Annotated in this window: 17 protein-coding genes; all 17 read left to right on the top strand. The window is 49.5% G+C overall.

The genetic code is table 11. The features are described from left to right. Positions 1-56: 56 nt before the first annotated feature. The 17 genes from ACQKDS_RS06430 (at position 57) to ACQKDS_RS06350 (ending at position 13,118) form a co-directional block, all read left to right on the top strand. Positions 57-638: a transcriptional regulator gene (locus ACQKDS_RS06430; RefSeq protein WP_399667504.1), complete on the top strand. Its 582-nt coding sequence runs from the start codon at positions 57-59 to the stop codon at positions 636-638. 157 nt (positions 639-795) lie between these two features. Next, complete coding sequence (locus ACQKDS_RS06425) at positions 796-1,023, top strand: Flp family type IVb pilin (RefSeq protein ID WP_399667501.1); 228 nt, start codon at positions 796-798, stop codon at positions 1,021-1,023. 75 nt (positions 1,024-1,098) lie between these two features. Then, positions 1,099-1,533: a prepilin peptidase gene (locus ACQKDS_RS06420; protein ID WP_399667498.1), complete on the top strand. Its 435-nt coding sequence runs from the start codon at positions 1,099-1,101 to the stop codon at positions 1,531-1,533. Positions 1,534-1,557: 24 nt separating this feature from the next. Beyond that, a complete protein-coding gene (locus ACQKDS_RS06415; RefSeq protein ID WP_399667496.1) occupies positions 1,558-2,394 on the top strand; it encodes a pilus assembly protein CpaB in 837 nt (278 codons plus the stop codon). A gap of 59 nt (positions 2,395-2,453) precedes the next feature. Then, positions 2,454-3,785 (top strand): type II and III secretion system protein family protein, encoded by a 1,332-nt coding sequence (locus ACQKDS_RS06410; RefSeq protein ID WP_399667493.1) that lies wholly within the window; start codon positions 2,454-2,456, stop codon positions 3,783-3,785. Then, the gene (locus tag ACQKDS_RS06405) at positions 3,782-4,258 is read left to right on the top strand and encodes a hypothetical protein (protein ID WP_399667490.1); all 477 of its coding nucleotides are present in this window, start codon (positions 3,782-3,784) and stop codon (positions 4,256-4,258) included. Before ACQKDS_RS06410 ends, ACQKDS_RS06405 begins: the two co-directional genes overlap by 4 nt. 11 nt (positions 4,259-4,269) lie before the next feature. Beyond that, a complete protein-coding gene (locus ACQKDS_RS06400; RefSeq protein WP_399667488.1) occupies positions 4,270-5,385 on the top strand; it encodes a tight adherance operon protein in 1,116 nt (371 codons plus the stop codon). After that, complete coding sequence (locus ACQKDS_RS06395; RefSeq protein WP_399667485.1) at positions 5,386-6,666, top strand: CpaF family protein; 1,281 nt, start codon at positions 5,386-5,388, stop codon at positions 6,664-6,666. A 3-nt stretch (positions 6,667-6,669) separates the two neighbouring features. Next, positions 6,670-7,548: a type II secretion system F family protein gene (locus tag ACQKDS_RS06390; protein WP_399667482.1), complete on the top strand. Its 879-nt coding sequence runs from the start codon at positions 6,670-6,672 to the stop codon at positions 7,546-7,548. Continuing rightward, positions 7,548-8,390, top strand: coding sequence for a type II secretion system F family protein (locus tag ACQKDS_RS06385; RefSeq protein ID WP_399667479.1), 843 nt, complete (start codon positions 7,548-7,550; stop codon positions 8,388-8,390). The genes ACQKDS_RS06390 and ACQKDS_RS06385 overlap by 1 nt, the downstream gene beginning before the upstream one ends. Next, entirely contained in the window at positions 8,377-9,114 is a 738-nt protein-coding gene (locus ACQKDS_RS06380; protein ID WP_399667476.1) for a tetratricopeptide repeat protein, read from the top strand. The genes ACQKDS_RS06385 and ACQKDS_RS06380 overlap by 14 nt, the downstream gene beginning before the upstream one ends. Further along, complete coding sequence (locus ACQKDS_RS06375; protein WP_399667474.1) at positions 9,114-9,623, top strand: TadE/TadG family type IV pilus assembly protein; 510 nt, start codon at positions 9,114-9,116, stop codon at positions 9,621-9,623. The genes ACQKDS_RS06380 and ACQKDS_RS06375 overlap by 1 nt, the downstream gene beginning before the upstream one ends. 13 nt (positions 9,624-9,636) lie before the next feature. Next, entirely contained in the window at positions 9,637-10,176 is a 540-nt protein-coding gene (tadF, locus tag ACQKDS_RS06370; RefSeq protein WP_399667471.1) for a tight adherence pilus pseudopilin TadF, read from the top strand. A gap of 20 nt (positions 10,177-10,196) precedes the next feature. Next, positions 10,197-10,541, top strand: coding sequence for a hypothetical protein (locus ACQKDS_RS06365; protein WP_399667468.1), 345 nt, complete (start codon positions 10,197-10,199; stop codon positions 10,539-10,541). Next, on the top strand, positions 10,517-11,755 hold the full coding sequence (locus ACQKDS_RS06360) for a protein TadG, associated with Flp pilus assembly (RefSeq protein ID WP_399667465.1): 1,239 nt from the start codon (positions 10,517-10,519) through the stop codon (positions 11,753-11,755). The genes ACQKDS_RS06365 and ACQKDS_RS06360 overlap by 25 nt, the downstream gene beginning before the upstream one ends. Before the next feature lie 264 nt (positions 11,756-12,019). Further along, on the top strand, positions 12,020-12,562 hold the full coding sequence (locus ACQKDS_RS06355; RefSeq protein ID WP_399667463.1) for a hypothetical protein: 543 nt from the start codon (positions 12,020-12,022) through the stop codon (positions 12,560-12,562). 67 nt (positions 12,563-12,629) lie between these two features. After that, the gene (locus ACQKDS_RS06350; protein ID WP_399667460.1) at positions 12,630-13,118 is read left to right on the top strand and encodes a hypothetical protein; all 489 of its coding nucleotides are present in this window, start codon (positions 12,630-12,632) and stop codon (positions 13,116-13,118) included.

The following is a 13,118-nucleotide window of genomic DNA, read 5'->3' as shown; positions in this document are numbered from 1 at the left end:
CAAACATGAGAAAGCATGGAGGCGTAAAGCATGGAGGCGCATTAAGCGCATGAGGTATGTTGCAGTTAAAAAAATTTGATGATGTTATCTTTACTCTTGATAATGGCGTACGGTTCCTACCTGGAAAGCGTTGCGTTATCAATGAATCTGGCTCTGTCGCCAGTCTTTCTGAGAATAGCTATCGTTTCCTACTCTTATTAATCACGGGTGAAACAGATAAACAGGAGATTATTAATCAGGTTTGGCACGAACAACGAGGTTCGGTAACGGACAGCAGTTATTACGGTCAAATATATATTCTTAGAAAGGCTTTCGGCTTGGTTGGTCTGTCTGGTGACTTGATAAAAACACTCCCCCGCAAAGGGGTCATTTATCTGGGGAGTGTCGCACAAGAAAATGTGCCGGAAGAGTATATGAATGAAAAACCTGATTCGGGTAACAGTAAAGCTCAGGAATCCTCACTTACTTCATCAAAGGCGATGGTTTTAGAAGAGAGCAATATCATCCTACCGCAGAGGCCACCTGTTGAATGGTATAACTCGTCACACTGGAATAAGTTAATCAGTATTCTGGCTGTACTGGCAACATGTTGGCTGGCGACGCTTATCCTTACTGTTTATTATTTTATTTTACACTAACACCCAGCTAATTATTATTGAAAAATAATGTAAAAATTCCAAGGACAATCACAACCACAGTGGGTATCGTTCGCTTTATAAACCAGACGTCGGTTTATACACCCCTAGATAGCGTTATTACAGAAACTTTCTATTATTCTTCAACAAGGAATTACAGATGAATGAATTAACCACAAAATACTTCGTTGCGACTCAGCTTAACCTGGAGAAATTTATAAAAGACAATCGTGGTGTAACCGCGATTGAGTACGCTTTGATTGGCGTGGCAATGGCCACATTGCTGGCCTTTGTGTTAGGCGATCAAAACTCCGGTTTCCTCGGCGCGTTGAAAGAAACCTTCGACAAAATTGCTGAAGCAATCAAAAGCGTAACGATTTCTAAGTAACCTTTGGTTGTTAAAAGTGCAAGGCGCCTGCGATGCCCTTGCACTTTTAACCTTATTCTAAAAATTGTGATGACTATGAGCTGCTTGCTTTCTATTAACTTTGTATTGCTCGTTTGTGTGCTGATGTTTATTGCCTGGCAAGATATTCTCTTTCGGGTGATCTCCCACGGCAGTTTGTTGCTGCTGTTAATTATTCTGTTACCCCTAGCGGTGATGCAACACACCTTTCCAAATTTTATAGCTGCAATCAGTATATTAGTCATCGGCTACGCTTTATTTTGCTTCAACGTCATTGGTGGCGGTGATGTGAAGCTAATGGCATTACTGTCTCTGGCTTTATCAGATTCATCATTGGCTGCATTCTTATTTTTGACTGCATGTATTGGTGGCCTTATCGCCTTGGCTGGCCTGATATTTTTTAATGAAACAACACGTCTTAAAGGCATTCCCTATGGCGTTGCTATCTCATTAGCCTTCGTTTTGGCCTTACCCTTTAACACCCCGCTATAACAATTGATTGCAAGGGATATTTTAATGAATCACAGAGTTTTATTTGTCTTATCTGTCACAGTCATTGTTATTGGACTGGCGGGCATTATTATGCAGGGTCGGCATTCTGACGATACCGACAGCGTGAAAACTGCCGTTTCTAGCAGCGTGAAGACGAAGTCCATCACCATTGCGGAAGCATTACGCGATCTCAGTCCTCACGATATTATTGAGGTTAAAGATTATCGTTTAAGAACGATTGAGATTGCGCAAGATAGACAGGATGAAAGAGATATTCGCGCGATGGGCTCATCCGATCTGAATGGATTTTTGGTACGTAATCATATCGCCAAGAACAGCGCTATTATTGCTCAGTCTGTTGAATCTCCGACAAGTAAGACTTTTTTATTACATAGCCTTAAAAAGAATGAATTACCTTATGGTTATCTGGTTCGCCCTCAGGAGGAATATTTACTTTCCTCACTGTCTATTGGCGATAAGGTGGCACTGTATATCAGGATTGCCGAGAGCAATAAAAATAACGGCGCTAACGATGGCGGTATGACTGAAGGTTCAGGAAGTAGTACGGGTTCAGCCAATAAAAAATATGCCTTAAGTCGGGTTACCGGTCCATTAAGCATTCTTGATATTCAACGCGAGGGAAAAAAAGAAGAGGTACGCACTTTTGATACTGAGAAAGAGGTGGGAAAAATTGTTTTACGCATGAATCAGAAACAATTAGCTGACTTGAGGGTCGTTGAAAAAACCGGAGAGATCTTACTCTTCCCCGCTGAGGATGGTATGGGAAATAAACAAAAAATAAAAATGGATGAGGTGTTACCTCAATTTAAGACAATTAAAGAGTTGCGGGGTGAGCAGTGATACGCCTTATAAAAGCTCAGAGAAATATCACCTGTTGGTTCCACTCTTTGGTAAATCGCATGCGTGTCGCTATGGTGCTGGCCGGGATTTTCCTAGCTCACACCAGCTATGCGCAGGAAATTTATATGAATCCAGGCGCGACACAAAATATTCAGGTAAAGGGAGAGATCGATACCGTCTTTATCTCCGCACCCGAGGTTGTTGATTATGAGGTGATCGGCGACCGCGGGCTCATTATTTATGCGCGCGACAGTGGCCGGGCGGAACTGGTGGTGTTTGATAAGGATGGCGAGCAGATCATGAAAACGACACTGGTGGTTGATGCGCTGCTCAGCGAATTACAACAGCATATCACCGAGGTTGCACCAGATAGTCAGGTCACCATACAAAAAATGGGTAAAAGCTACGTGATTAGCGGCACCGTCGCAACGGAGGAAGATCGCGATAAAGTTTATCAAATCGTCGGGGAAGGTATCGGCGCGCAGCAGCAAATAACCAAAAAAGAAATTGCCGACATCAGCGGTAATAGCGGCGGCAGCGAGGGGAAAAACAGTAGCAACTGGTTAAATGAAGTGGTTTACAAGGGGGTGATCAATAAGCTGCAACTGCCCGCCACCAATCAGGTCAATGTAAAACTGTCGGTGGTGGAGGTCACCAAAGACTTCACCGATAACGTCGGCATTGATTGGGGCACGATAGGCGCAGCTACGGGGACCTTCCGCTTTGTTAAGTTCGACGCGGATACCCTGACCGGTCTGGTGCATGCCGTCAGTAATGATTCCGTGGCACGGGTGCTGGCAGAGCCCAACCTTTCGGTACTCTCCGGCGAGACGGCGGAGTTTCTGGTCGGCGGCGAGATACCGGTCGTCACCAGTTCCAATAACAACGGGACTAACGTGCAGTACAAAGAGTTTGGCATCAAGCTCAATGTCGGCGCCAAAGTCAGTAACAGCAACCGCATTCGCATTATTTTGGGTGAAGAAGTCAGCAATGTAGACAGCACCTTTAGCACTAGCGCTGGCGACAGTTTCCCAACCTTCCAAACGCGCCGGGCCCGCACCACTGTGGAGCTGGCAGACGGCGAGAGCTTTTTGCTCGGCGGTCTTATCAGTAATAACGAACGCGAGGCGTTATCCAAGGTGCCGTTTATCGGTGACGTCCCCATTCTCGGTGCGCTGTTCCGCAATGCGACAACCTCACGGAAACGCGGGGAGTTAATGGTGGTCGCCACCGTCAACTTAGTCAAACCCGTGGGTGCACGCGAAGTAGTCATGCCTGATTTTCAGCGCAGCTCAACCTGGGCACGTTTTTTCAACTTCGACGGCATCAGCAATCTTCGCGATCGCAAGCTCGCGCAGGAGTTTGTTGAGCAGGGAGGGTTTATTAAATGAAGACGCTTTGTTGCCTGTTATTAACCGTGATGGCATGGGCATCGGCTGCACATGCCGAATCTTGGCGAATGCCACGCCTTGATGAACGCCAACTGCAATTAACTGATACCGGCCAAGTTTCGCTAGAGATCACGGCGGGCCAGATCCTGGCGCTTAGCGGGAAACGCTTTTCGGGCAGTATCCAACTGGTATGGGTAGACGATCGCTTTACTGATAGCGCCAAAACGCTACGCAGCATGCTCATTGCTAAAGGGATTGCGCCGGAACGCATTTTGTTAATCCCCGAAAGCGGCGGCTACCAACAGCAAGCCGTCCGCGGGCTGGAGATTTGGATTCGCCAGGTGGTGCTCCGGTTACCTGACTGTCATTACAACGCGCAAAATTATCGGTTTGATCATCGTGATGAGCTGGGGTGCGCGCTGAACAATACCCGTAGCGCCACCATGAGTAATCCTAACAAGTTTTATTTTTAAGGATAATGACCATGCTGTTATTTCCCCAACAAAAAGAAGAGAAGGCGGCACTGACGGATAAAGTTTTTTATATTCTTTCCGTCCGTGAAGCGGTTAACGAACAATTAAACCAACGCCTTAGCCAGGCCGGTTTTAATAAGATTGAACATATTTCCTGGGAGCCGGGGCAGCCCAGCGATAAGGCACTTTCCTCACATGCCTGGGGCGTCATTATCGATATTGGGGCGTTGCAGCAAGCCGACGATATTGTGTTATCCATTCAGGGCATTGTACCTCGCGGTGTCTGGTGTTGTGCGGTGGGAGACAGCGATTCCATCTCTCTGGCACAAGCATTTGTCCGTCATGGCATTCACTATTTTTACCTGCATACCCAGACGGATGAGCTGGTTCAGGCCGCCACGTCGGGCACGGTGGCGAAAGTGCGGCGCTCATCGGTCAATATCGGTTTTTTGGGCTGCAAAGGCGGGATCGGCAACACCACGCTTGCTTATCAGTTGGTTAACCGTTTGGTGCAGCTACGCCAGAAGCCAACGCTGTTTATTCAAGGGAAATCTGGCTCGCACGATCTCGATCTGTTGTTCGACAAGAAATTTACCCAGAGCTTAATGCCCATTAGTCGGCATCTGGATGCCATGAGTTGGGCGGAGGCTAACTTCCCGGATTTGGCCAGCGAGTCGTTCGAGAAATACAACTTCGTTATCTTTGAAGAATCCATTAATTCTGCCGAAAAGGAACAGCTGCGGCGAATCGTCGAGCGAACCTCCTGCCTGATTTTAACGCTGGATCGCTCTATGTCGTCGGTACGGACGGTTCGACAGATTGCCGAAATACACGATGCTATCTGCCGCACGCAAAATACGCCGCGACGCCTATTGCTCTGCCTCAATGATACCCGCCCCGTCACGCCAGACATGCTGGGTGTGGAGGATCTGCAACTGCTGCTGGGGCGCAAGGTAGACATTATGTTCCCTTGGCGCAATGCGCGCGCGGACGCCCGATTTTCTGCACTGAGATTGCGGCCGAAGAAAGCGCTGTTGGACGTTCTGCTCCAGCAGGTATTAGGTGAATTCACTAAGCCGAAAAGCACCCGCTTTCGTTGGTTGCCGGAAATAAAAAGGAAATCTTAAATGGATATGAGTATTGAGCTGCAAGAAATATTGCGCGAAGGCGTCATTAAAAATATCGAAATTAATAAACTCGAACACCTGATGCACGATCGCGCCCAGCTATTAATCGAAATGAATCGGCTGTTAGAGCGGGTGATTGAACAGCAAAATCTCTACCTGAATAGCCACGATCAGTTGCGCATGGCGGAGTGCATGGCGGATGAAATTATGGGCTTTGGCCCAATGCGTCCGTTACTCGAGGACGAGTCCGTCAACGATATTCTGGTCAACGGCCCAGAAAAAATATTTGTCGAGCGGCGGGGTAAGCTGGAACTCACCGATTGCCGTTTTATCAATAATGCCCAACTGACGGATATTGCCAAACGTCTGGTGCAGCGGGTTGGTCGTCGACTGGATGAAAGCCAACCCTTGGTGGATGCGCGCCTACCAGACGGCAGCCGCCTTAACGTCGCCATTCAGCCTATCGCCTTAGACGGCACCGCGATTTCCATTCGTAAATTCGGGAAAAGCAATATCGAGCTGGAAGACCTGATCCGCTTTGGCGCGATGAGCGGGCAGATGGCTAATTTTTTAATTATCGTTGCTCGCTGCCGGCTGAATGTCATTATCTCCGGCGGCACCGGCTCGGGAAAAACTACCCTGTTAAATGCACTGTCGAAATATATCGATCCCAGTGAGCGCATTATCACGATGGAGGATGCGGCGGAGTTGCGCTTAATGCAACCGCATGTCTTGCGGATGGAAACCCGTCTGGCGGGGGTTGAGAATACCGGCCAAGTCACCATGCGCGCTTTGTTGATCAACTCGCTGAGGATGCGACCGGATCGCATCATCGTCGGCGAGTGCCGTGGCGAAGAATCGTTTGAGATGCTGCAGGCAATGAACACCGGCCATGATGGCTCAATGTCTACTCTGCACGCCAATAACCCACGAGATGCCGTCTCACGTCTGGAAAATATGGTGATGATGGCGGGTATGAATATTCCCATTGAGTCAATCCGGCGCAATATTGTCTCTGCGGTCAATATTGTTATTCAATCGACAAGATTAAATGATGGTTCACGAAAAATAATGAACATAAGTGAGGTTATGGGCATTGAAGGTGACCGGGTTATTCTCCAAGATATTTTTTCTTTCCAGAGTCAGTCTGAGCGTGATGAACAGGGGAAAATAAAGGGGGAATTTGTTAATCATGGTCTGCTAATGCGTTCTGCAGTGATGCGTAATGCCGTCATGTTTAATTTAAACGAAGAGTTAAAACAAATCTTTGGCATGGAGTAGCGAATGCCTTATGTGATCCTGATACTTGGCCTGGCTCTGCTGTTGGTGAATTACTTTCGCCTAAAAAAGCTGTCAGGCTCAATTACCGCAGCCCATGAGTCGGCGAATGCCCGCCCTTCGCTATGGCGAAAATATCTGGAGCCATTATGGATTGAATGGAAGCTCTACGCCCTGGGTAATGGCAGTTGGCAAGGACGCAAAGGCGCAATAACCGCCGTTATCGTTCTCATCCTACTCTTACTGCTGAATGCCAACTGGCTCGGTTTCGATATGGCGCTCTTTTTCCCCGCCGTGCTGTTGTGCGTGTTTATCACGCAGATCCGCATTGGCCGGGCGCTGCATCGCCGTTACTTTGATGAACGCTTCCCGGAGGTCTTGGCCGTGATTAACGCCGCAACCTCCGCCGGGAACAGTATTCATCAAGCCCTGCACCGCTGTGGCGCAGGCGTGGATGGCGAACTTGGCGCGGTGTTTAAGCGTATCGACCGGCGGTTAAATCTGGGCGAGGAACCCGAGCGGGTATTCAGAGATGCCTGGCTGGAATACCGCTACCGCGAGTTTTATTTTTTCGTGATCGTGATGCTGGTCAGCCTCCAACGCGGCGGTCAGTTGCGCGTACTGGTCGGGCGTTTGTCGCGGATTATTACTAACAGTAAGAATATGGCTCGGCGTAAGGCAGCAATGACGTCTGAAGCGCGCATGTCGGCCAAAATTGTGGCCGCCATTCCTCTGTTGTTTTTATGCGGCATGAAGTATTTCAGCCCGGAGAATTTCGATTTCATTATCAACGATCCCGTGGGACGCCTGATTCTGTATTACGTCATTGGCAGCGAGGCCATTGGCATGGCCATTATCTGGATATTGGTCAAGAGGGCCACGTAATGAACACCTTATTTTACTGGATGGTATTACTGCCGGGCCTGTTGCTGTTTTTTCTGGCGCTGTTTAAGTTCCAGCTCTGGGGGAAAAGGCGCAAGGTTATTGAGCCAGAAGAGGTGGGCGGTAAAAAAGGCGAACAGCCTTTATTAGATTACCGCACCATTATGATTAGCAATAGCACGCTATTGACCTTCTTACAGCGGATAGACGACAACCTGTCGCTGAAATTGCGTCTATGGGGCGGGGTTGGCGTGCTGCTGCTGGGTGCCAAGCTACTGGGTATATTGTCCATCGGCAGCAAAGGGCTGGCCATGGTCATGATGCTGGTCATGGTTATGGTCATTGTGGCACCGGCGATGTTCATCAAGCCGATGCTTAAAACAAAAATGAAGCTGATGCTGGATGCACTGCCCTATTTCGTCGATTTAATCGCGGTATGCATTCAGGCGGGAATGACCGTCGAAAGCGCAATTAAGTTTATTTCTGAACGCTCCGACGATCTGGACGAAAACCTGGCGTCTCTGATGCGTTATTTAGTGAAACGCGCCGGCGTGAGCGGGCTGGAAGAAGCACTGCTGGAACTGTATCGCGCGATCGATAAAACCGAGATGCGGATGTTCTGCTCGGCGTTACAGCAAAGTGTGCATTATGGCACCTCACTTTATGAAAATCTGATGGAGCTGTCGAAGGACATTCGCGATCTGCAGCTTCTCGAGTCTGAGGAAAAAATAGGCAGCCTTTCGGCCAAAATGAGCGTGCCGCTGATCCTTTTCATTATGTTTCCAATCACCGTACTGATCGCTGCCCCCGGCATTTTAAGGATTATGAAAAATGCGATGTTCTAATAAAGTTATTTTACTGACGTTGTGTACTCTGTTGTTTTCTGGCTGTGCGCCGCATGTACCCAAAAATAGTGATGAAGTGACTTATCAGGAAGATATCTTACTTAAGACGAAGAATTATAGTGGGTTAATTACTCTCTACCGCAGCTGGCTAAAAAATAATGATCAACCCGACGTTAGGTTAAAACTGGCGCGTTATTACTATCTGGCCGGCGATTATAAATCTTCACTGTATTACTTACAGCCGCTGAATAACAAACCCGATCTTAAAGTGTATATTCTGCAGGCACAAAATATGATTGCGCTGGGCGATTACGCCCCGGCGGTGCGGGTGACGGATAAAATGTTACAGCACGATCCACAAAGTGCGGAGGCCTATAACCTGCGCGGCGTGGCGTTGGCGCTATCCGGTAAGTTAAATGAAGGCCAACGCGCCATTGAGCAATCGCGCGCACTATTTATCGCGGACGATGTGGCACTCAATAATCTGGCGATGGTGGCAATGATGGACGGCCGTTATCAGGATTCCGTAGGGCTGCTGCTGCCGCAATATCTGCGCGGCAGAAAACAAGAACAAATGCTGCGTAACCTGGTGCTGTCCCTGGTGAAGGTCGGCGACCGTCGCTATGCCCGTGCCATTATTGAAAATGAGCACCTGTCCCGAAGCCCGGACGAACTCATCGATGCGCTAGCAGGCATATCACCAACCGGCCAGGAGGTAAGTTAATGCTGGCCGCGTGGAAAAAGAAATCGCGGGGTTCGGCGCTGCTCAAAGATCGGCGCGGCGTAGCGACCATCGAGTTTGCGCTAACCGTGGCGATATTCATCATGCTGGTGCTGTTCATGGCCGAAAGCGCCCGCCTCGCCTACGTTTCATCGGTTATCGATCTGGCCGTTTCCGAAGCGGCAAAAGAAGCGAAAAACGCCTCCGCAGCGCAAGGCGGCGGCTATCGTGCTCGCTTTGAAAAACGTTTGACGGAGCAAGGCGGAGCCTTGTGGGGGTTTTTAACCCACGCGGATGCGGTATCCATCAACATCGGCTATGCCCAGTCGATTGACGATATGGTCGCGACCGGCGGCGGCGGCAACGCGCGCTATCGGCCACTGGCGCGCTATCAACTCTCCTACCGCTACCATCCCATGTTCTTCCCTTTCCCCCAATTGTGGGCCGATAACTTAATGAATCGCGAGGTGATCTTTGTTCAGGAATTTGAACGCTCCAAATTTATGGAGTGATCGGCGCGGCGCGGTGGCGGTTGAATTTGTTGTTATCTCCATTGTGCTGATTTTCATGGTGCTGTTTATGGCCGATCTGGTGATGCGTCAGGCGATGGTCGGTAAGCTGGATCGGGTGTCTTATTCCGTTGCCGGAGTGCTGCGCGAACGCATCCAGCTTTTTGATGCGCGTGAAAGGCTAGAGCAAAAGGACATCGACCAGTCACGGCGATTGGCGGAAAAAATGCTGCGTGATATGCATGCCAATGCCGACCTATCCAAGCTACGCGTACAGGTGGAGGAGATCCATTTCAACGATCCTAGCAGCCTGAGCGATACCTCCAAAAAAGTGGTGCTGTATCGCACTTGGCGATCGGGCAGCGCGGGGGAGTGTCAGGCACCACAACCGCTGAACCAGCTCACCCAACTGACGCCGAAAGGCAGCTACGGACGCTGGGTGCCGCTCTATCAGGTTTCAATCTGTCTGCCAACCGTCAGTTGGTTCACCCGTTTGACCAAGGCGCTGGATGAGCGGCCCGTCATGTCTTCATTCGCGATCGTGATGGTGAGGTAACCATGAAGGCACTGTGTCTTATGTTGCTGTTACTTCCGGGGCTACTGGCCGCGCAGACGCGGGCGGTGGTGTTTATCGATTCGTCACGACCGGCGCAAGGTCAGTTGGTCAACGCGATGAATCAAATGTTGTTTTATAGCCCGGCGCTGCGCGCACGTCTTGCCGTTGAGGTGTTTGATATTAATCCGCACGGTGCCCATTTTTCCGGTGGCCTGAACTATCGGCCAGACCGTCGCGGATTGGGCGCCGCGCGCTATCGCCCAGAAGCCCTGCCGTTTCTCATCTGCCTGGATGATGAAAAGGAAATTCTGCGAATGGAAATCAATAAAAAGGAGCAGCTATGTCTTTGCATTCACACCTGTTAAACGGGCTGCGGCGTTTTTATCACGATCGGCGCGGTGCATTTGCCATCAGTTTCGTATTGATGTCAGGTGCGCTGCTGGCGCTGGCCTCCTTTGCGATTGAAGGGCCGCGCTATATCACCGAACGGGCGCGGCTCTCAGATGCCATGGAACAGGCGGCGTTGGCGCTGACGGCAGAGGATAACGGCGCGGGCGCGGCGCGCAATTACAGTCTGTCTAGCGACTATTTTCGCGCGTATATGCGTCACGATGTCGCGGTGTTTACCCCCACGGTGGTGGTTAACGGGGGGTTCTCCGCAGGCAAGAACTATGTCGAATATCGGGTTAGCGGGCAGACGCTACAGGATTCATGGTTCTCTTCGTCACTGTTTCCCAGTTTTGATAAGCAGGTGAAGATTGGCGATAACGGCGCTGCACGGAAATATCGTTCTAATATTGACGTTATTTTTGTGACGGACTTTTCCGGTTCGATGACGGAGCCTTTTGGCAGCGGCACCAAGCTGAGCGAACTGAAGCGAATTATTTTAAAACTCTCCACAGAACTGTTTCGGTACAATATCGATAATAAAATCGGCTTTGTCCCCTTCAGTTGGGGTGGAAAAGAGGGAGGATATTGCGATTTTCCATTAGTCACCAATCGGCCGGTACCCGAGAATATATTGGCCGGTGGCGCCACGACAGCGCTGGAAAACTATGTCAATTTCTCTGCTACGGTGGCGGCCATTCCGCGTCAGGTGCGCGATATCACCATTCCGCTTGATAAGGCCGGCCCGGGCACCTGCTTGAAAGAAAGTACCAGTTGGAAAGTACCGCTGACCTCAAGTATGGCCGGTATTCGTCAGATACAAAGTATGGAGGCTGGTGGCTCAACGTTAGTCAGCAATGGGATTCTCATGGGCGTTCCTTACCTGGTTAGGGGAACGGCGTCGCGCAAGGTGTTAATTGTTGTTTCCGACGGCACCGATGCACCGAACAATGTCAGCATCACACCTAAGTTAATGGCGGCCGGCATGTGCGACAAGATACGCAGCGTGATCAGCACCCGTGAGTCCGTAGGGAAAATAGCGTTTATCGGTATTGGCTATGCCCCAACCTACGACTGGAAGCAGTGCGTCGGCGAAAAGAACTTCTACCTGCCGCAAAACGTCAATCAACTGGAAGACAATTTGCGCCGCGCTATTTTTGAAGAGGTCGGCCACAACGTTCTGAAAGACTAAGAGTCACTGACTTGCTCGCCGCTGTTTTTTTACCTCCTAATTATTATTAATAATAATAGCTGGTAGTTTGTGAGAACAAATAAGGGGCGTTTTCAGGCGTTTATTTTAGCTTGGTCTTATTATCCTCACCGTAACTTGCCGGGTCGTATTTCTCTGCGCGCTGAAGCAGAGATCCGGCGGTTCATTTAAGTCAAGTTGATATAAGGCAAGCGTCCGCGTTTGTCTTGGTCTTCGATAATTTAATATTTAAGGATTGAATGTTACATGAAAACTAAAGTGATTATTACTGCCTTGGCAGGCCTACTGGTATCGGCTTCTTCACTGGCGGCAAGCCCAGCGAATTACGATACCAAATTCAACGTCAGTGCTAACGTCCCTGACAGCGCCAAAATTACTGACCCAAGCGGCCGCCCGATAACCGATATGGATGTTGAACTGGTGCCAGCCGCATCGGGAAAAATGGAAGCGCAAACGGCGGCGCTTAAGCTGTGGAACAACGATGTGAATAAGCTGGATATCGCGTTAACGCTTGATGACAGCCAGTCGGCTACCGGCGGCGCTTTCACACTGTACAGCACCGGCGGCGGCAAACTGAGCGATCTGACCTACAAAATCAGTGCCGTAACGGGCAACGGCTCTCAGGAGTTCGCTACCTCGGGTGAATCGAAAGACTTCTCTCTGGTCGCAAACGGCACCCACGGTGAATTGCCCGTGGCCTTTAAATTTGTTTCTGATAAGAAATACGACGAACTGGGACAAGGGATGTATACCGGTGTGGTATACGCTAACGTAGTCGCGAAACCTTAATACTGGAACGGGGTAACCGAAAGGTTACCCCTCTTATTCTATGAGCTCTCATTATTATTTATCTGGGATGAGCGCGGCACTTTTATTATGGAGTCAGTTTACATTTGCCCTGCCGAACTCTCAGCTTTCGCTTGAGATCTCAGCAGAGTCTGTCGCCAGAGTCGCGCTTTATTACCATTATATTCCCGTCACGGGTGAGCAAATTGAATTTCCCTTGGCGGTAAATAACCTGTCACGCAAGTTTGAGCGGGAGTCGGGATTTTTTTATGTCGTCGGCAACGTGGATCAGGCCGATATTCTGTTTATCGACGATAAATTTGAATTACGTCCGGCCAGCGGTCTTGGACAGAATATGACGTTGCACGGCACATTTGCGTTTAACGGTGCCAATAAACCGGCCAACCAGCCATTGCGCATGCCGGTGCTGAAAAGCGCCGCACAAGGTAACCAAGCTAATGGCCTCAAAATTCGGTTTGCTTCTGAATATTCAATCGATGGCTATAGCCAAGGTAATTATTTCAATACGTTTACGTTGATTGTAAGACCCGTGATTTAA

The organism is Serratia sp. NPDC078593 (assembly GCF_050268245.1).
Taxonomy (GTDB): domain Bacteria; phylum Pseudomonadota; class Gammaproteobacteria; order Enterobacterales; family Enterobacteriaceae; genus JBNNGK01.
The sequence above is the reverse complement of the archived record's forward strand: the minus strand, read 5'-3'. Positions and strand labels throughout refer to the sequence as shown.